The organism is Acinetobacter sp. (genome assembly GCF_039596015.1).
Lineage (GTDB): Bacteria > Pseudomonadota > Gammaproteobacteria > Pseudomonadales > Moraxellaceae > Acinetobacter.
Window position 1 is genome coordinate 209,941 of sequence record NZ_JBCNKN010000001.1, and the last position, 19,117, is coordinate 229,057.

Below are 19,117 nucleotides of genomic sequence, written 5' to 3' on the forward strand. Positions count from 1 at the left end.
TTAATGGAAAAATTCATTAAGGCTGGAGAACTTTAACGACGACGAACCAGTTGTGGACTACGACGTAAATAAGTAAGCGTTCCAAAACCACTCCAAATATGGACTAAGCGGGTAAATGGGAAAATCACAAAGAGACTCATGCCCATAAACAGATGGAATTTAAACACAGGGCTGGCATTGACAATGTATGATGCTGCATCACCTCTAAAAGTGAGGATATGCTGTGCCCATGTCATCAGCGAAACCATTTCTTTACCATCGGTGTGTTGTGATGACACGACGATAGTGGAGAGCCCAAGCAATAGTGTAATCAGCAACCAGATCAAAACCAGTTTGTCACGCCATGTACTGTTGACGTTTAATCGAACAGAACTGAAACGACGCACGATCAAAATCAATAATCCAATCAGACCAACGGTTCCCATGATGCCACCTGCGCTCATGGCAAAAATTTGTTTGGCATGGTGCGAAACACCAATGTAATCCCAAAAGGCAACAGGCGTCAGTAAGCCAAATAAATGACCAAAAAATAAGCCTAAAATACCAATGTGAAATAGGATATTGCCCAGACGGAGTTGTCCACGGTACAACAACTGGCTGGATTCACTTTTCCAGCTATATTGTTCACGGTCAAATCGAATCAGGCTACCGAGTAAGAAAATCGCCAAGGCAATGTATGGATAGATTCCGAAGACAAATTGATGTAAATAATTCATGTCTTTGCTCCTAGCTATTATGATTCATCTGCTGACGAGGGCGGATTTTAAGGACTTGAACGTCCTGTGGTTTTTTATTAAGCAAGGGTTCAGTACCATCGACCAGTGGGCCAAAGGTTTCCAATGCTTCATCCATATCCCGAATTGGGGCAACTTTCAGTGTTTCAGGGGCAACGGGTGATTGCTCAATAATGAGGTCAAACACCAAAGCATATAAAGAGCCATTACTTTTTAATTGGTCTCGAATATAGGCAATTACATGCACGGCATCACCTAACAGTGCCTTTGCCTGCGCTTCATCTTGCTGTAAGGCCAAAAACTCAAGAAACAATGGCAAATAATCGGGCAATTCATAGCCTTGTGGTTCAAAGCCTTGTTGTTGATATTCATGTAAAAGATTGACCATGGCACTGCCCCGATCCCGATTTTCTCCATGCAAATGCTCAAACAAGTGCAAAGCGTGGCTTGGGTTGCGGTCAAAAGTGGCAACGTAATTTTCCTGAATAGTGATTAAATCTGTATTTGCCAATTCATTGAGCAGTGGTTGAAGTTTCTCCTTCAGCGTAGGCGTTGTTTCGAGTCGTGGCTGAATCTCCTGCCAAATCGCGCTTTGCAATTCGGCAGTTGGGTAACTTAAAAGAATGGAAAACAGTTTGAATGGATTCATGATTTATTTCCCGCCACGTGTACTAAAGAAAACAGTTGGAGAGGCTTTCTTTTGTCCGAATAAGCTTTCTGGAGACGTTCCATCAGAGCAGCCATTGCCAAAAGAAAAACCGCAAGAACCTTTATCTGCAAAGGTATTTTCCGCATATTCTTTGTGTGAAGTTGGAATTACGAAACGATCTTCATAGTTGGCAATCGCCATAATCTGATACATTTCTTCAATTTGCTGACCTGATAAATGCGTACTTTGTAAGATGTCGTGCATGCTAATGTCTTGCTGAGGTACATTTTTTTGACGCATATAACGACGCATGGTGAGCATGGTTTCTAATGCATTCAAAATTGGTTCTTCTTTGCCAGCAGTCAGCAAGTTGGCTAAATATTGCAGCGGAATCCGCAAATCTTTCACTTCTGGAATTAGGCCGTGTTTGCCAATCACGCCACTTTCTACCGCAGATTGAATAGGCGATAAAGGTGGGATATACCAGACCATCGGCAAGGTGCGATATTCAGGATGAAGTGGGAATGCGACTTTCCATTCGACTGCCATACGGTAAACAGGCGAGGTTTGTGCTGCATCAATCCATGCTTGTGGAATGCCTTGTTTTAAGGCTTCGGCTTGAATTGTTGGGTCATTTGGGTCTAGGAAAATATCGAGTTGAGATTGATATAAATCCTGTTCATCTGCAACAGCCGCTGTTTGCCCAATTTTGTCTGCATCATAGAGCAATACGCCCAAGTAGCGGATTCGCCCAACACAACTTTCTGAACAAATAGTTGGTTCACCCGCTTCAATCCGTGGGTAACAGAACACACATTTTTCAGCTTTGCCACTGGTCCAGTTGTAGTAGATTTTTTTGTATGGGCAGCCTGATACACACATCCGCCAGCCACGACATTTGTCTTGGTCAATTAAAACAATGCCGTCTTCTTCACGTTTGTAAATTGAACCCGATGGGCAAGATGCCACGCAGGCAGGGTTTAAACAGTGTTCGCAGAGTCGTGGCAAATACATCATGAAGGTGTTTTCAAAAGTGGAATACATTTCTTTTTGAATGCCTTCAAACAACTGATCTTTGGCACGTTGCTGGAATTCACCGCCCAAGTCATCTTCCCAGTTTGGCCCCCAGTTAATTTTGTCCATTTTTTTGCCTGTCAACACTGAAACAGGGCGAGCTGTTGGCGGTGTTGGCATTTCGGGCGCATTTTGCAGATGTTCGTAATCGTAAGTAAATGGTTCGTAATATTGGTCGATACTTGGTAGATTCGGGTTAGCAAAAATGTTCGATAAAATCTTTAATTTGCTGCCTTGTTTAAGTTCTAGTTTACCGTTGGATTTACGAACCCAGCCACCTTTATGAATCTCCTGATTTTCCCATTGTTTGGGATACCCAATCCCTGGTTTGGTCTCGACGTTGTTAAACCACGCATATTCCACACCATCACGGCTGGTCCAGACATTTTTGCAAGTCACTGAACAAGTATGACAGCCAATACATTTGTCCAGATTCAACACCATGCCAATTTGTGCTCTGATTTTCATATTATTTTCCTTCAATCTTAAGCTTGTTGTGCTTGAGCGACAGGTGTATCAAGCCAATCGACCTTATTCATTTTGCGTACCACCACAAATTCATCACGGTTGGTGCCGACAGTACCGTAGTAGTTAAAGCCCCAAGCGAGTTGCGCATAACCGCCAATCATGTGAGTCGGTTTGAGAACAGTTTTGGTCACAGAGTTATGAATCCCGCCCCGTAAACCTGACACCTGCGCTCCCGGAACATTGATAATTTTTTCCTGTGCGTGGTACATCAAAATCATGGTTTCAGGGACACGTTGGCTCACCACGGCACGGGCAGTCAGTGTGCCGTTGACGTTAAAGACTTCGACCCAGTCGTTATCAACAATGCCTGCTTTTTGCGCATCGACTTCAGAAATCCAAACATGTGGCCCACCACGAGATAAACTGAGCATGCGAATGTTGTCAGAATAGGTACTGTGGATGCCCCATTTTTGGTGTGGCGTAATGAAGTTGAGGACAATTTCTTTTTCACCATTGCCATGTTGACCGAGCATTTTCGCTGTAGTTTTTAAGTCAACCGCAGGTTTATAGACACAGAAGCCTTCGCCAAACGCACGCATCCATTGGTGGTCTTGGTAAAATTGCTGACGGCCTGTAATCGTGCGCCACGGAATTAACTCATGTACGTTGGTATAGCCTGCGTTGTAGCTGACTTCTTCACTTTCTAGGCCTGACCATGTTGGTGATGAAATAATTTTACGCGGCTGCGCTTGGACATCTCGAAAGCGGATAGAGTCGTGTTCACGTGGAATCGCCAAATGGGTATGGTCAATCCCTGTATTTTTAGACAATGCTGCCCATGCTTTGACTGCCACATGACCATTGGTTTCAGGTGCAAGGGTTAAAATCATTTCGGCGGCATCAATTGCGGTGTTGAGCTGCGGCTGACCTTTGGCGATACCATCTTGTTTGACTTTATTTAAGCCTTTTAAAATTTCAACTTCGTGATGCGTATCCCAATTAATTCCTTTACCGCCATTGCCTAATTTTTCTAGTAATGGCCCAATAGAGGTATATTTTTCATAAATTGCCCCATAGTTACGTTCGACTACGGTCATGGCTGGCATGGTTTTCCCCGGAATCGGGTCGCATTCACCTTTTTTCCAGTCTTTGGCGTCAAAGGCTTGTCCAAGTTCTTGTGGGCTGTCGTGCATCAATGGTGTTAACACCAAATCTTGCTGTGTACCCAAGTAATCCTTGCTCATGGCAGAGAATTTTTTCGCCAAGCCTTTGTAAATTTCCCAGTCCGATTTACTTTCCCATAGCGGTTGAATGGCTTCGCTCAGTGGGTGGATGAATGGGTGCATATCTGAGGTATTTAAATCATCTTTTTCATACCATGTAGCGGTTGGTAATACGATGTCGGCATAAAGACAGGTGGTCGACATCCGAAAATCAAGCACGGTCAATAAATCAAGTTTGCCTTCAGCCGCAGGGCGTACTTTAATTTCTTTGGGCTGGATACAGTCATCTTCATTGCTCATGACCGCATTTTGTGTACCAAGCAAATATTTTAAAAAATATTCATGTCCTTTGCCCGATGAACCTAAAATATTGGAACGCCATACAAATAAATTTCGTGGGAAATTGACTGGGTTGTCAGGGTCGTTACATGACATATCGATGCTGCCATTTTTTAACCCTTCAACGGTGTAGTCGATGACATTTTGTCCTAATGTCTTGGCATCGTGAGTGATTTTTAGTGGATTGACTGAAAGCTGTGGAGCGGAAGGCAACCAGCCCATACGTTCAGATTTGGCATTGTAGTCAATCATTGACATGTTGCTGAGTTCATGCCCTTGAGTCGGTGCTAAAATTTCATCCATACCCAATTTTTCATGACGCCATTGGCTCGTGTGGGCATAAAAGAAAGATGTACCGTTCATTTGACGAGATGGACGTTGCCAATCAAGCGCAAAGGCAAGTGGTGTCCAGCCTGTTTGTGGACGTAATTTTTCTTGTCCGACATAGTGACACCAGCCACCACCTGATTGGCCAATACAACCACACATCATCAGCATATTGATAATGCCACGATACGACATATCCATGTGGTACCAGTGGTTGAGACCCGCACCGACAATCACCATTGATTTACCCTGAGTTTCATGTGCGTTTTGGGCAAACTCTCGTGCGACCTGAATGACTTTTTCAGCAGGAACACCTGTATGTTTTTCTTGCCATTTTGGTGTATATGGCAAGTCTTGTTCGTAGCTTGAAGCCACATTACCACCACCTAAACCACGGTCTATGCCGTAGTTGGCAATCGATAAATCAAACACAGTAGCAATATAAGCGGTTGTGCCATCGGCAAGCTGGATGGCTTTAACAGGGACTTTACGCACCATTACATCGCTAGCGTCTGTGCCGCCAAAATAGTCGAAGGCAACATCAAGGGTTTGATCATGTTCGTGGATTAAACTGAGTTGAGCCTTAATTTCAGCGCCTTGGCTGTTTTCTGCTTTTAAGTTCCATTTACCATGTTCGCCCCAACGGAAACCGATTGAACCTTTTGGTGCAGCAAGTTGTTTTGTGTTTTCATCAATGACGAGGGTTTTCCATTCAGGGTTGTTGGTTTCATCAAAGTCCTGATTGAGTTGGCTGGCTCGTAAGTAATACCCTGGGGTATAAACACCATCTTTTTCGTTAAGCACCACCAACACAGGCATATCGGTTAGACGACGGCAATAATCCTGAAAATAATCGGATGGGTTGTTGAGGTGAAATTCTTTTAAAATTACATGCCCCATTGCCATCGCCAATGCAGCATCTGTCCCTTGTTTTGGTGCAAGCCAAATATCGGAAAACTTCACCATTTCGCCGTAGTCGGCAGATACCGCTACAGTTTTTGTGCCTTTATAACGAACTTCGGTATAAAAATGCGCATCTGGAGTACGGGTCATCGGAACATTAGACCCCCAAACCATTAAAAAGGTTGAGTTATACCAGTCGGCTGATTCAGCAACGTCAGTCTGTTCGCCCCAGACTTGCGGGCTAGATGGAGGTAAGTCGCAATACCAGTCATAAAATGAAAGCGGAACACCACCAATCAAACTTAAATACCGTGTTCCTGCGGCATAACTGACCATCGACATGGCAGGAATTGGGGAAAAACCAAAAATACGGTCTGGCCCATAGGTTTTGATGGTATAGGCATTGGCTGCGGCAATCATTTCATAGGCTTCATCCCACGAACTACGCACAAAGCCACCTAAGCCACGTTTTGATTTATAAGATTGCGCCAGTTCAGGGTGTGTGGTGATATGTTCCCATGCAGAAATCGGGTCTTTGTTTTGACGAAGCTCTCGCCATAATTTTGCCAATTGCCCACGTAACATTGGATATTTGACGCGCTGTGCAGAATAGACATACTAACTGTAAGATGCACCACGAGGGCAGCCACGAGGTTCGTGGTTGGGTAAGTCTGGGCGAGTACGTGGATAGTTGGTTTGTTGTAATTCCCACGTGATGAGTCCATTTTTAATAAAAACTCGCCAACTACACGATCCTGTGCAGTTTACGCCATGTGTTGAACGCACAACTTTGTCATGACTCCAGCGATTGCGATAGGCTTTTTCCCAGTCTCGACTTTCATTGGTCACGCTACCATGGCCATTTGAGTAAGTTTCAGTCGTATGATTTAAAAAGTTTAATCGATCTAAAAAATGACTCATAGAAATCTCCGTCTAACACGGCTGTATAATGATTGTTTATAGATTCTACAAATCAGAGGGTGGCATCACTATTCGTCAGAGGTAGCGTAAAAAGTGCAGCGAACTACTCCTTTTGGTTGAGGTGGATTAGTTCTTTTAGAACGCAAACATCCTGCAAAGTGCAGGATGTCTGAAGATGTAAATTTTGATTTAGCATTTAATTTCAGCATTTTTTCGGGCATAAAACCACCAGTTCACTGCAATGCAAACGCAATAGAACAGAATGAAACAGATCAATGCCGCAATAAAACTTCCTGTTAAATCAAAAGATGTCCCAAAACTTTTTGGAATAAAAAATCCACCATAAGCCCCAACAGCACCCATAAAACCTACAACAGCAGCAGATTCTTTGGTGGCATTAATATCGGCCTCGGCTTCATCCAGACCAAACCGTTTTGCCTGATTGCGGTGGAAAATAGCAAAAATACGCGGTGCTTGAGCAAAGGTAGAGGCGTTACCAATCCCAGTTGCGGCAAATAAAATCATGAAACTGATGAAGAAACCAATGAAAGAGCCGCCTGCTGTTGGGCTAGGTAGAGAGAACAACACACCAAAAACAGCAACCACCATCAGGATAAAACTGGCTTGGGTAACTTTAGAAGCAGCAAACTTATCCGATAACCATCCGCCCACGACACGCATTAATGCACCGACAAGTGGGCCTAAAAATGCGTATTTAATTGGGTCAACATCTGGAAAGACCTGTTTGGTTAACAGTGCAAACCCTGCTGAAAAACCAATGAAAGAACCAAATGTACCGATATAGAGTAAGCACATAATCCAGTTGTGTTTACGGGTAAAAATAATGGATTGCTCTTTAAATGATGCTTTTGCTGAGGCAATATCATTCATGCCAAACCATGCCATCAAGGTTGCAAGAATAATAAAGGGAACCCAGACAAAACCTGCATTTTGTAGCCAGATATAGCTGGTTGAATGGTCAGTATTGGTTGCGATTTGTGGACTGCCAGCATAATGACCAAAGATAGACAATGTAATGACAATTGGGACGACGAACTGAACAACCGATACGCCTAAATTGCCTAAGCCCGCATTGATTCCTAGCGCACTTCCTTTTTCTGATTTTGGAAAAAAGAAACTAATATTTGACATGGACGAACTAAAATTAGCTCCACCAAACCCACACAATAACGCCAAAACTGCCATGGTGAGATAACTGGTATTGGGGTCTTGTACTGCAAATCCTAAACCAATAGCGGGGATCAGCAGACTTGCTGTTGAAAGTGTTGTCCAGCGACGCCCACCAAAAATGGGAACGACAAATGAATAAAAAATGCGCAGTGTTGCACCCGATAAAGCAGGCAAAGCTGCTAACCAAAAGAGCTGGTTTTTGCTGTAAGTGAAACCAATGGAGGGCAATTTAACCACGGCTACACTCCAGACCTGCCAGATTGCAAATGCAAAGAGCAATGCAAAAACTGAAATCCAGAGATTTCTCCGTGCAATTTTTCGCCCTGTCTGATCCCAAAACTGGCTGTTTTCTGGTTGCCAGACCAATAAATTTCTAGCCATGAAAATACCTTTATTTTTCACTTTGAAACTTTGGTGTAGAGGGTTTTTTCATGTCTTTAAATGAAGCCAGCATATGAAAGCGTTATCATTGTTTTTCTGAAACATATGCTGAAATAAAGCATGTAAAAACACGCTGCTACTATGAGGGTTTATGAACCAAGTGGTTGTGCTCTGGTTCATAAACCTGATTTATTATGACTAGAGTAAAGCTTCATTTTAGGATGGGACATTCTTCAAAATGTCTAAACGGACTGGTCTTTTGGATAGGGTGAACTAGTTATTTAGTCGAAATAGAGGCTACAGAATCCAAAGTATGAGCAAATACAATTCATCTTTTTTTACGGTTATCTTTTGATCTTGTTTTGAACCATAGAAAAAGAATAGGTGTACAATTTCAAAACAATAATTTTCTTAGTTAATCCACATAGGCTGAAAATGAATCCAGTTATTTTATTGTCAGAATTAAAAGAGGTTGTTGGTTCTGCAAATGTTCTTACAGAGGAACTGGATAAAGTCCCATACACCAAAGGCTTTCGCGTTGGAAAGGGAGATGCTTTGGCAGTCGTCATTCCCGCAAGTTTTATAGAAACATGGAAAGTTTTACAGGCGTGTGTTGCACATGATGTGATTATCCTGATGCAAGCTTCTAACACTGGTGTTACAGGAGGCTCAACGCCAGACTCAAATGATTATGACCGAGATATTGTCATTATTAGCACACGAAAACTAAAAGGTGTTCAGTTACTTGATGATGCGAAACAAGTACTGGCTTTTCCCGGAAGCACATTAACAGAGCTTGAAAATGCTTTAAAACCTTTTCAAAGAGAACCACATTCGGTGATTGGGTCTTCTTGTATCGGTGCATCGGTGATTGGTGGTGTGTGTAATAACTCTGGCGGGTCACTTATTCGTCGTGGGCCTGCATTTACTGAAAAGTCTTTGTTTGCCCAAATCAATGCAGATGGTCAACTTGAACTGGTCAATCATTTAGGAATTGAACTCGGGCAAACACCAGAAGAAATTTTCCAGCGACTTGAACAACAAGATTATCAGGCAGGCAATGCTGAGGATTGGTCAGGGCGAATCTGGGCAGAAGGTTATGCACAGGATTTAAGAGATACAGAATCATCCAGACCGACACGTTTTAATGGTAATCCTGACTATTTACATGACAGTGCAGGTTGCTCTGGAAAATTAGCGGTTTTTGCAGTCAGACTACCGACATTTGAAGCCAGTGGTGCTTCGACGACGTTTTATATTGGAACCAATGATGAGTTTGAACTGGTTGAGCTGCGTCGTTATTTATTAAAACATTTAAGTGTTTTACCTTCGCAAGCAGAATATATTCATCGTAACGCCTTCGAGTTAACCAAAACCTATGCCAAACATATTTATAAGGCGATTGATCGTTTAGGCGCAGAAAAGATTCCAGATTTATTTGCAGCGAAAAATGCATGGACAAAACGTGTACAACAAATTCCATTTTTACCGAAAAACACCTTAGACCGCATGATTCAATGGGTCAATCGGGTGACACCATCGGGTATTGAACCTCGTATTATGCAGTACCATCATCAGTTTGAGCATCATTTAATGATTAAAACGGATGCAGACCAAAAACAGGAATTAGAACAGCTTTTGAACCAGTTTTTTGAAAAAAGAACAGGTCAGTTTTTTGAATGCACCGCAAAAGAGGAAAAAAATGCCTTTTTGATTCGTTTTGGTGTTGGTGGTTGCACAGTGTATTACTGCGAAAGCCATGCTATAGATGCCAATGAACGATTAATTGCTTTTGATGTCGCATTGCGCCGTAATGATGATGAATGGAGAATCCGTTTGCCGAAAGAATTGGAACAGCAAGTCATGCTCGATTCTTGTTGTGGGCATTTCTTCTGTTTTGTAAATCATCAGGACTATATTTTAAAACCGAATGTCGATGGTAAAAAGTTCAAACAAGACGTTTTAAAATATCTGGATACACGTGGGGCGAAATATCCTGCTGAACATAATGTCGGGCATTTATATCATGCTTCGGAAGCGTATAAAACACACTTGCAACAACTTGACCCAACCAATAGTTTTAACTGTGGTATAGGCAAGACCAGTAAATGTAAGCACTGGCATTAATATCATTTTAAAAAAGGGCAGTTCGATTTGAATCTGCCCTTTTTTTAGGTTTGATGAACGCTTGGTTTATGGCTTTGATGACAGGTATTTTCTACCGCAAATCATTGGTAAAATGCCAACATGCTTTAATGGTTTTCAAAGTATTCAACTAAATAGTCAATGAAGACACGCACAGCAGGAAGCATGCCCTGACGGGTTGGATAGACTGCATGGAATACCCCATGAGGCGCTTTCCATTCAGGTAATACCTGCACAAGTTCACCGCTTTTGACATAGTCTTCGGCAATAGAGTCGGGTAAAAGTGCAATGCCTGAATTTTGGCGGGCCAACTGCATCAGCATCATTAAATCAGAGCCCATAACCACAGGATTGACCTTGATTTTAATGGTTTCATCCTGAGCATTATGCAAAACCATATTTTGGTCGGCATGTTCATCGACCATGCTTAAAATACGATGATTGGTTAACTGTTTTGGATCTTTGACATCGCCATATTCATTTAAATATGCCTGACTTGCAAAGAGATGCTGCTCGATACGTTCAAACTGACGGACAATCAGTCCCGGATCATCATCGATTTTTGAGCGTACACGCAGCGCAACATCAATTCCTTCGTTAATCACATCGACCCGACGGTTACTCACAACTAACTGTAAGCGGATTTCTGGGTAACGCTTTAAAAATTCAGGGATAATTTTGGGAAATTCGTTTTGCGCAACCGATACAGGAAGGCTCACTTTAATGATGCCCCGAGGTTCAACACTTAAATGATCGACTAAATCATGTGCCGCCTGTGCAGCATTCATCATGACCTGAGCATGTCGGTAGATATTCATACCAATATCAGTCACGGCAAAATGACGCGAGCTACGCTGAATGAGCCTGACACCTAAATGTTCTTCTAAGTTATAGACTCTACGGCTTAATTTTGACTTTGGAATATCTGTAGCACGTTCCGCTGCACTAAAGCCTCCATGCTCGACAACGAGCGCAAAACAATAAAAATCATCCAAATCACTGAGCATAAATCATCTTCGCCTTGTTTCAAGCTATGAGGGTATATTATGTAACTTCATCTGAGTGGTGATGTTAGCCTAATCTATTTCAATATTCAAAAATGCCGTAATAAAATTGCTTGTACTTGTTGGTATTCTTTTAAACGTAAATAATCTCGCTCGGTTGGGTGATGAATACGACTAATATCCATATTATCAGCGACATCGGCTAATTTAACTTCACGCGCTAAAGTATTTCTGACGGCTCGCCAAGCGGCTTCTATGCGGCTTTCACCTTCACGTCGTGTTAATGCCTGAATCGCTTCAATGATACTGGGTGAAAAACCTAATGAAATCAAGTCTACAACGGTTGCATCGGTGTCTTCGAGGATATCGTGGAGTACCGCAATAATTTGTTGTTCTTCTGTCTTCATTTTTGTCATAAGCCTTAAGGGATGCAGGATATAAGGCTGTCCTGCTTTATCGACTTGTCCCGCGTGTTTACGTGTTGCGAAAATGATGGCTTTTTCCAGATTTGCCATAAATATTGTCCTTTTGAGAAATTATAGGAAATAAGAGTAAAGATGTGCCTATAACGCTTCTTTTTCCTTCAATTTATCTTGGCTTTCAGTCCTTTGCAAATGCTATTTATGAAAAAATGTTTTAAGATATTCGTCAAGTTGAGGGTATTTTATGATGATTAAACAAGTGATTGAATTGGCAGCAGATCAGAAAAATGTATCTTGCCCGTTTTGCCAGCACGATATTTTGGATTGGAATCAAGAGCAATATCTTCAACCCTGTCAGCATACGGCATTTATTGCTTTAGATTTAGGTTTTGAATATATCTCGGATGTTTTTGAACATCAATTACCTCACACTGTCGATGAAATCCATGAGCAAGAGTTAAATGTCTGGCAGGAAATTAGCGCCACACAATGCACAGATCTGATTGTCCTAAAGCAGGATTTAGGTGTGCACCAGCTATTTCGTTATGTTGGAATAAGTGAAAGTTTGTAGTCTGTTATCTTATGTTTTTAGCGGATGTCCCATCTACTTTTGCAAGTCGAGGGCAGAACTATGATGAATGGCATCAAGGACGTCCTCACTTTGGTTTGTGGTATCTGGAAATCAAAGATCTGGCGCTAATAAGTTATTTAGAACAATTACAAAAACAATGTGCTGATTTTTTATATGTTCCAAATCGGCGGCAGTGGCATATTACTGTGCTGGTGTGTGGTTTTTGGGATGTTCCCGTAGAAAAACAGCATTTATCCAATCATTTTAGCTCGGTACACTTACAACAGCAGATTGCTGCATTACAGTGTAATCCACCATGCCCATTTCAGTTAAAACTCGGTAAACTCAATAGTTTTTATAGTGCATTATTTGTTGAAGTGGTTGATATCAATCATCAATTAGACACATGTCGCCAACAGTTACAGCAATATTGTCCTGAGTTTGATGCAATTCAATATTATCCGCATATTACTTTGGGATTATATCGGGAAGAATTTCCCGCACAGCAGGTGTTACAGCATATACAATCAATCGCTACAACGCCGTTTGCGTTTTCTATTGAGCATTTAACCTTTGGTTATTATCACACACATGAATTACAAGGCGCTTTAACAGCAGCGTGTCAGATGGACTTGAGGTAAGCATGTTACATTTTGTTTTGGGCGGGGCACGTTCTGGAAAAAGTCGTTATGCAGAGCAATTGGCAAAAAACAAACAACGTCCATGTACGTATATTGCAACTGCTGACGCCCTAGATGCAGAAATGCAACAACGAATAGCACATCATCAGCAACAAAGACCTGCTGAATGGCAACTTATAGAAGAACCGATTTTTTTAGCAGATACATTACAAAAGTTAGATCAACCGCAGCAGGTCGTGGTTGTCGATTGTTTGACTCTATGGATGAATAATCTATTGCTCAATGATCAGGCAGATTTACAGCAACAGCAATGTCAGCAGCTTTTAACCGTATTACCTCAGCTTAAGGCCGATGTTATTTTAGTTAGTAATGAAACAGGACTAGGCGTTGTCCCTATGGGACAATTAACCCGACGTTTTGTGGATGAATCAGGCTGGCTACATCAGGCACTTGGGCAAATTTGTGACCATGTTACATTTTGTGTGGCAGGGTTTCCTATGCATCTAAAAGGAGAAGCACCATGAATTGGTGGTTAGCATCATATAAACAACCAGATCAAAACTCGAAAGATCTGGCTTTGGCTCGGCAGGCACAGTTAACCAAACCAACAGGCGCTTTGGGTGATCTGGAAACGATTGCGGTGAAGATTGCAGCATTACAATGTACTAGTCGACCTTATGTGAATGCGCCGTGGATTAGTTTATTCGCAGGCGATCATGGTGTTATGGCGGAACAGGTATCTGCTTATCCACAAGAAGTGACACGTCAAATGTTACTCAATTTTGCCTCTGGCGGGGCATGTATTAGTGTGATTGCCCAACAGTATCAAGCAAAATTACAAGTGATTGACTGCGGGACAGTAGGCGAAGCGCATCACATGCAAGGCGTGGAGTATCAGGCGGTTGCAGCAGGAACCCAAAACTTTGCAAAAACACAGGCAATGACCGAAGAACAATGTGTTCAAGCCATGACCATTGGTAAAAACAGCGTTGACCAAGCCGCAGCTCACCATGCCGATATGTTTATTGCAGGTGAAATGGGGATTGGAAACACCTGTTCAGCATCGGCATTGGCATGTTTACTGTTAAACGAATCTGCTGAAGTTTTAACGGGTGTTGGAACAGGCATTACAGATGAAAAACTGGTACATAAAAAGCAAGTGATTCAACAGGCAGTTGATTTACATCAGGCACAAGTCGGTAATGATCCTATCCAGATTTTGGCAGCAGTAGGTGGTTTTGAAATCGCAGCGATGGTGGGTGCGTATTTACGTTGCGCTCAAGTTGGTTTACCAATACTGGTTGATGGGTTTATTAGCTCTGTTGCAGCATTACTGGCAGTTCGTATTCAACCACTCACCCAACAATGGATGCTATTTGGACACCAATCTGCGGAATATGGACATCGTCGTATTTTACAGGCTTTAGATGTACAGCCAATTGTCCAGCTCAATTTACGTTTAGGCGAAGGAAGTGGCGCAGGCGTGGCTTTGGGTGTTGTGAAACTGGCATGTGCCTTACATAATCAAATGGCGACATTCTCGGAAGCGGCAGTCACGGGTGATAAACAATAACTTTTTAAGGCTCGATGTCCTGCGTCATGGTGAAACCACACTCAGCCATACCTTACGCGGACATCTAGATGATGCGTTAACCGAGCAAGGGTGGCTGCAAATGCAGCATACCCTTGACGCTTATTTACAGCAAAAGCCAGATTGGGATGCCGTGATTACATCATCACTTCAACGGTGTCAGACGTTTGCGCAGCATGTTAGCCAAACTTTACAGTTACCCATCGTTATTGAGCCAAACCTAAAAGAATATAACTTTGGCGATTGGGAAGGGAAAACAACCCTAGACATTTATCAACATACCCCAGAGCAACTGGCACAGTTTTGGGAACAACCGAGTATTTATAGCCCGCCAAATGCTGAAACATTATTTAATTTTCAACAGCGAATCCAACAGGGATTGGTTGATCTCATTCAAAATGCAGATGTATATCGGTGGAAAAGAGTGCTGATGATTGGGCATGGTGGTGTTATAAAATTACTCAAGTGCCTTGCAGAACCATGTGAAATTGACCAGTTACTGACACAGTCAGCACCATTGGCAACCATTCATTCTTTTTGTTTAGACCGTACTCAGGCAGGAGTTCATTTTTGTGAGTAATATGTTCATGCCTGCACTGATAGCAATCCAGTTTTTAACGATTATTCCTATTCGTTTTAAAAACATCCCGACAGCACAACAAAATGCATTGTCATTACTCTTTTATCCATTTGTGGGACTCATGATTGGTACGCTGTTATGGGGAATGGCAATTGAATTATCCCATAGCCCTGTCATTTTGGCTGCAAGTTTAATTACAACGGTTTGGGTGGTGATTACAGGTGGTCTGCATTTAGATGGTTTGGCAGATACAGCCGATGCATGGGTCGGTGGCTATGGCGACAGGGAACGAACGCTTAAAATTATGAAAGATCCCCAAAGTGGGCCAATTGGAGTATTAAGCTTAGTTTTACTGGTGTTACTCAAATTTTCTGCGGTTTATACCTTGCTTGATGTACATCAATATCTGGTTTTGTTGATTATTCCCATGATTGGGCGCTTAACGGCATTATTTTTATTACTGAGCTGTTTATATGTACGTCCACAAGGGTTGGGGTCATTATTTTTAACAGGAATGCCACGTATCCGACTCATTTTACTTATGTTGTGTTGCGGTCTATTTTTATTGGGGCTATTTTTATGGCAAGCCATAATCTTAATGGCTGTGGTTTTATTGCTTTGGTTGGGATTACGTAAATTATTTATTCAGCGTTTAGGTGGAGTCACGGGTGATACCATTGGCGCGAGTATCGAAATTGCTGAATGCGTGGCTATTTTTGTGATGGCATTATTGATCTCATAATCTAAGTACCTTAAACATAAAAAATTTGAAGATTTAAGCCATCTATGCGATGGGAAACCTTTAAAAGCAAAAGCTTACCTTTCAGAGAAATTTCTAAGCCATCTGTGCGATGGGAAACGCAAAGGATTGTTTGATGCTTTGGTTTGTAATTTTCTAAGCCATCTGTGCGATGGGAAACTCTGATCCGCAGACGAAGGCCGGGATCAGTGATTTCTAAGCCATCTGTGCGATGGGAAACTACCTATTACTTTACTGGTGTCGCGTGTGCCATTTCTAAGCCATCTGTGCGATGGGAAACCCAACAATGACTTATCAAGCCAAAAAATTAAATTTCTAAGCCATCTGTGCGATGGGAAACAAGCAGACGGTTGGTATGAAGTCAGGGTTACATTTCTAAGCCATCTGTGCGATGGGAAACTAAATAACACATAATTGACAAAATTTCTCAAATTTCTAAGCCATCTGTGCGATGGGAAACATAGGCGCTAAGGTTGACAATATCAGGGGTGACTTTCTAAGCCATCTGTGCGATGGGAAACAAAACTACAAATAAAACAAATACATGAACTTATTTCTAAGCCATCTGTGCGATGGGAAACGAATTTGGCAGGCTTGGAATAAGACTGGACAATTTCTAAGCCATCTGTGCGATGGGAAACATTCAATCGGGGTTTCAAAACCCAATGCCGCATTTCTAAGCCATCTGTGCGATGGGAAACACCTCTCGGAAGTGTGCCATACCCGTTGGAACTTTCTAAGCCATCTGTGCGATGGGAAACGGAATGTCTGGAACTTGTTACACTACCAACGGATTTCTAAGCCATCTGTGCGATGGGAAACATAAGTATTATGTTGTGGTCGAATTACCACGCTTTCTAAGCCATCTGTGCGATGGGAAACTTGCAATCGGCCTGCCCTTGCTGTTAGTCAATTTTCTAAGCCATCTGTGCGATGGGAAACAACGATATTGCCGGGTGTTGTAGATGTATATTTTTCTAAGCCATCTGTGCGATGGGAAACCCTCACTTGATAAGTATGTTATCCCTGATACATTTCTAAGCCATCTGTGCGATGGGAAACCGGCCACAAGTTCACCGTCTGCAACTTCCAGCTTTCTAAGCCATCTGTGCGATGGGAAACGGTTTGCCGAATGAATGATAGTCTGTCTACTATTTCTAAGCCATCTGTGCGATGGGAAACGAGTTACCTTCGACATTGAATTAAATAAATGTTTTCTAAGCCATCTGTGCGATGGGAAACATTATATAAATAGTTATATTTCTTCGTTGTCTTTTCTAAGCCATCTGTGCGATGGGAAACGCGCATCATTCCGCCGCTGCGGGATGGGCGAATTTCTAAGCCATCTGTGCGATGGGAAACCGCTTCTTCTACCGTTAGAATGCAGTCTTTTATTTCTAAGCCATCTGTGCGATGGGAAACGTGGTGGGGATTGATCAATTATTCCGAAGATCTTTCTAAGCCATCTGTGCGATGGGAAACAGTTTTTCTAAAGATAAATTTAGAACCTCAGATTTCTAAGCCATCTGTGCGATGGGAAACATGAATTAACTTCATCTTTATCTAACAATCGTTTTCTAAGCCATCTGTGCGATGGGAAACACCATAGGCAAGCACATACAAACCGAACGTCTTTTCTAAGCCATCTGTGCGATGGGAAACTGTCAGCACATCACACCCCCATTTTTCGATAATTTCTAAGCCATCTGTGCGATGGGAAACTTGTTGCCAACAGCTGACAGCATCATGACAACTTTCTAAGCCATCTGTGCGATGGGAAACGTGGATAACCTAAACAAGATGTAGTGACTTGTTTTCTAAGCCATCTGTGCGATGGGAAACACCCAGCGCGCCATTGGTGATTGCTGACCTGCTTTCTAAGCCATCTGTGCGATGGGAAACAGGAAAATAATAAATAAAAAGTAATCAATAACAAATAGATAACTCAAAAAAGTACAATACACCAACTTTTTTTAGAGGCGGTATAAGTTATTGATTTTGATAAACTGTTAAAGAATATAAAAATATTGGGTAAAATATTATTGATAAAAGTGCTGGGCTTTTCAACAAGAAATAAGAAAAAGAAGCGATACCCGATGCTTTCATGAGATGAGGCATTATAAAACACCCCAAAACAGGGTAGAATACAAAAATATTTCACATTAAAAATTGGAGTTCTGAGTGGAGCGATTGACGATTAGCCCTGAAAGTTTAAATGAAGCGGCTGAAAATTTAAGTACGATTCGTGATTTTATTCGGTTTGGGGTCACTGCATTACGTCAATACGATGCACATTTAGGGCAAGGTACAGAAGACTTCTTTGCTGAAAGCTCGGCGTTGGTTTTGCAAACGCTTTCTCTAGAATGGTCAGCAGATGCTGAAATTTTAGATGCCAAACTATTACCAAGCGAAAAAGCTGAATTTCTCAGCCTATTAGAAAAACGTATCAATGAACGAGTGCCAACATCTTATCTTTTAAACTTGGCCTATTTCTTTAATAAACCATTTTATGTAGATGAGCGTGTTCTGATTCCACGTTCACCGATTGCAGAATTGATCGAACAGCGTTTTGCACCGTACTTTCGAGATGAAAATGGTCAGATTCGTGAAGCATTAAACAACTTGCCATTACGTGGTGATGCAACGACTCCACACCGTATTTTAGATATGTGTACAGGTTCTGGATGTATTGCAATCGCACTGGCTTATGCTTTCCCAGATGCCGAAGTTGATGCAACGGATATTTCACGTGAAGCGCTCGAAGTTGCCACCATTAATACGGAACACCACAGCAAACAATATCAGGTTGCATTAATGGAATCTGACCTATTTGCAAAAATTCCTCCTGAAAATCAATATGATTTGATCGTATCAAATCCACCATATGTTGATGCAGAAGACATGGCAGATTTACCAGAAGAGTTTTTGCATGAGCCAGAATTGGCTTTGGCAGCAGGGCAGGATGGTTTAGATTTAGTCCGTAAAATGTTGGCTCAGGCAGCAGATTATTTAACCGAAGATGGTTTAATTGTGATTGAGGTTGGTAATTCTGAGTGGGCAATGCGCCAAAACTTTAATACGGTTGATTTCCATTGGCTCACTTTCCAAAAAGGTGGTTCAGGTATTTTTGCCTTAACCGCAGAGCAATGCCGTAAATACCAGAAAATTTTTCAAGACTCACTCAATGCATAAG

14 protein-coding genes, 1 pseudogene and 1 CRISPR repeat array are annotated in these 19,117 nt (G+C 42.0%); of the genes and pseudogenes, 8 read left to right on the forward strand and 7 right to left on the reverse strand.

Going from position 1 to position 19,117, the window contains the following annotated elements; translation table 11 throughout:
- Positions 1-32: 32 nt before the first annotated feature.
- From narI to ABDV70_RS00890, 5 genes and pseudogenes are all read right to left on the reverse strand, one after another.
- A complete protein-coding gene (narI, locus tag ABDV70_RS00870; protein ID WP_343594677.1) occupies positions 33-716 on the reverse strand; it encodes a respiratory nitrate reductase subunit gamma in 684 nt (227 codons plus the stop codon).
- Between the two features lie 10 nt (positions 717-726).
- On the reverse strand, positions 727-1,383 hold the full coding sequence (gene narJ, locus ABDV70_RS00875) for a nitrate reductase molybdenum cofactor assembly chaperone (protein WP_343594679.1): 657 nt from the start codon (positions 1,381-1,383) through the stop codon (positions 727-729).
- 3 nt (positions 1,384-1,386) lie between these two features.
- Positions 1,387-2,925 carry a nitrate reductase subunit beta gene (narH, locus tag ABDV70_RS00880; RefSeq protein WP_343594680.1) on the reverse strand — a complete coding sequence of 513 codons (1,539 nt, stop codon included), beginning with the start codon at positions 2,923-2,925 and terminating at the stop codon, positions 1,387-1,389.
- A 17-nt stretch (positions 2,926-2,942) separates the two neighbouring features.
- Positions 2,943-6,638, reverse strand: a pseudogene (locus ABDV70_RS00885) (nitrate reductase subunit alpha).
- A 189-nt stretch (positions 6,639-6,827) separates the two neighbouring features.
- Complete coding sequence (locus ABDV70_RS00890; RefSeq protein WP_343594681.1) at positions 6,828-8,210, reverse strand: NarK family nitrate/nitrite MFS transporter; 1,383 nt, start codon at positions 8,208-8,210, stop codon at positions 6,828-6,830.
- A 435-nt stretch (positions 8,211-8,645) separates the two neighbouring features.
- Here ABDV70_RS00890 and dld point away from each other — a divergent pair, with 435 nt between their 5' ends.
- A complete protein-coding gene (dld, locus tag ABDV70_RS00895) occupies positions 8,646-10,337 on the forward strand; it encodes a D-lactate dehydrogenase (RefSeq protein WP_343594682.1) in 1,692 nt (563 codons plus the stop codon).
- Between the two features lie 125 nt (positions 10,338-10,462).
- Here the strand turns inward: dld and ABDV70_RS00900 are convergent, their stop codons facing one another.
- Both ABDV70_RS00900 and ABDV70_RS00905 read right to left on the reverse strand, forming a co-directional pair.
- Positions 10,463-11,362, reverse strand: coding sequence for a LysR family transcriptional regulator (locus ABDV70_RS00900; protein ID WP_343594683.1), 900 nt, complete (start codon positions 11,360-11,362; stop codon positions 10,463-10,465).
- Between the two features lie 86 nt (positions 11,363-11,448).
- Positions 11,449-11,874: an HD domain-containing protein gene (locus ABDV70_RS00905; RefSeq protein WP_343594684.1), complete on the reverse strand. Its 426-nt coding sequence runs from the start codon at positions 11,872-11,874 to the stop codon at positions 11,449-11,451.
- Between the two features lie 154 nt (positions 11,875-12,028).
- Here ABDV70_RS00905 and ABDV70_RS00910 point away from each other — a divergent pair, with 154 nt between their 5' ends.
- From ABDV70_RS00910 to prmB, 7 genes are all read left to right on the forward strand, one after another.
- The gene (locus tag ABDV70_RS00910) at positions 12,029-12,352 is read left to right on the forward strand and encodes a hypothetical protein (RefSeq protein WP_343594906.1); all 324 of its coding nucleotides are present in this window, start codon (positions 12,029-12,031) and stop codon (positions 12,350-12,352) included.
- Positions 12,353-12,363: 11 nt separating this feature from the next.
- Positions 12,364-12,993 carry a 2'-5' RNA ligase family protein gene (locus ABDV70_RS00915; protein ID WP_343594685.1) on the forward strand — a complete coding sequence of 210 codons (630 nt, stop codon included), beginning with the start codon at positions 12,364-12,366 and terminating at the stop codon, positions 12,991-12,993.
- Positions 12,994-12,995: 2 nt separating this feature from the next.
- Positions 12,996-13,517 carry a bifunctional adenosylcobinamide kinase/adenosylcobinamide-phosphate guanylyltransferase gene (gene cobU, locus ABDV70_RS00920; RefSeq protein WP_343594686.1) on the forward strand — a complete coding sequence of 174 codons (522 nt, stop codon included), beginning with the start codon at positions 12,996-12,998 and terminating at the stop codon, positions 13,515-13,517.
- The gene (gene cobT, locus ABDV70_RS00925) at positions 13,514-14,566 is read left to right on the forward strand and encodes a nicotinate-nucleotide--dimethylbenzimidazole phosphoribosyltransferase (protein ID WP_343594687.1); all 1,053 of its coding nucleotides are present in this window, start codon (positions 13,514-13,516) and stop codon (positions 14,564-14,566) included. The genes cobU and cobT overlap by 4 nt, the downstream gene beginning before the upstream one ends.
- A complete protein-coding gene (locus ABDV70_RS00930) occupies positions 14,553-15,164 on the forward strand; it encodes a histidine phosphatase family protein (RefSeq protein WP_343594688.1) in 612 nt (203 codons plus the stop codon). Before cobT ends, ABDV70_RS00930 begins: the two co-directional genes overlap by 14 nt.
- 1 nt (position 15,165) lies before the next feature.
- Positions 15,166-15,906: an adenosylcobinamide-GDP ribazoletransferase gene (locus ABDV70_RS00935; RefSeq protein ID WP_343594907.1), complete on the forward strand. Its 741-nt coding sequence runs from the start codon at positions 15,166-15,168 to the stop codon at positions 15,904-15,906.
- Between the two features lie 30 nt (positions 15,907-15,936).
- A CRISPR array of direct repeats spans positions 15,937-17,826; the repeat unit is 28 nt; unit sequence TTTCTAAGCCATCTGTGCGATGGGAAAC.
- Between the two features lie 279 nt (positions 17,827-18,105).
- The gene (gene prmB, locus ABDV70_RS00940; protein ID WP_343594690.1) at positions 18,106-19,116 is read left to right on the forward strand and encodes a 50S ribosomal protein L3 N(5)-glutamine methyltransferase; all 1,011 of its coding nucleotides are present in this window, start codon (positions 18,106-18,108) and stop codon (positions 19,114-19,116) included.
- Position 19,117: the final 1 nt, after the last annotated feature.

Coding starts and splice junctions, on each gene's coding strand:
- narI (WP_343594677.1), bottom strand. CDS start 716: ATGAATTATTTACATCAATTTGTCTTCGGAATCTATCCATACATTGCC.
- narJ (WP_343594679.1), bottom strand. CDS start 1,383: ATGAATCCATTCAAACTGTTTTCCATTCTTTTAAGTTACCCAACTGCC.
- narH (WP_343594680.1), bottom strand. CDS start 2,925: ATGAAAATCAGAGCACAAATTGGCATGGTGTTGAATCTGGACAAATGT.
- ABDV70_RS00890 (WP_343594681.1), bottom strand. CDS start 8,210: ATGGCTAGAAATTTATTGGTCTGGCAACCAGAAAACAGCCAGTTTTGG.
- dld (WP_343594682.1), top strand. CDS start 8,646: ATGAATCCAGTTATTTTATTGTCAGAATTAAAAGAGGTTGTTGGTTCT.
- ABDV70_RS00900 (WP_343594683.1), bottom strand. CDS start 11,362: ATGCTCAGTGATTTGGATGATTTTTATTGTTTTGCGCTCGTTGTCGAG.
- ABDV70_RS00905 (WP_343594684.1), bottom strand. CDS start 11,874: ATGGCAAATCTGGAAAAAGCCATCATTTTCGCAACACGTAAACACGCG.
- ABDV70_RS00910 (WP_343594906.1), top strand. CDS start 12,029: ATGATTAAACAAGTGATTGAATTGGCAGCAGATCAGAAAAATGTATCT.
- ABDV70_RS00915 (WP_343594685.1), top strand. CDS start 12,364: ATGTTTTTAGCGGATGTCCCATCTACTTTTGCAAGTCGAGGGCAGAAC.
- cobU (WP_343594686.1), top strand. CDS start 12,996: ATGTTACATTTTGTTTTGGGCGGGGCACGTTCTGGAAAAAGTCGTTAT.
- cobT (WP_343594687.1), top strand. CDS start 13,514: ATGAATTGGTGGTTAGCATCATATAAACAACCAGATCAAAACTCGAAA.
- ABDV70_RS00935 (WP_343594907.1), top strand. CDS start 15,166: ATGTTCATGCCTGCACTGATAGCAATCCAGTTTTTAACGATTATTCCT.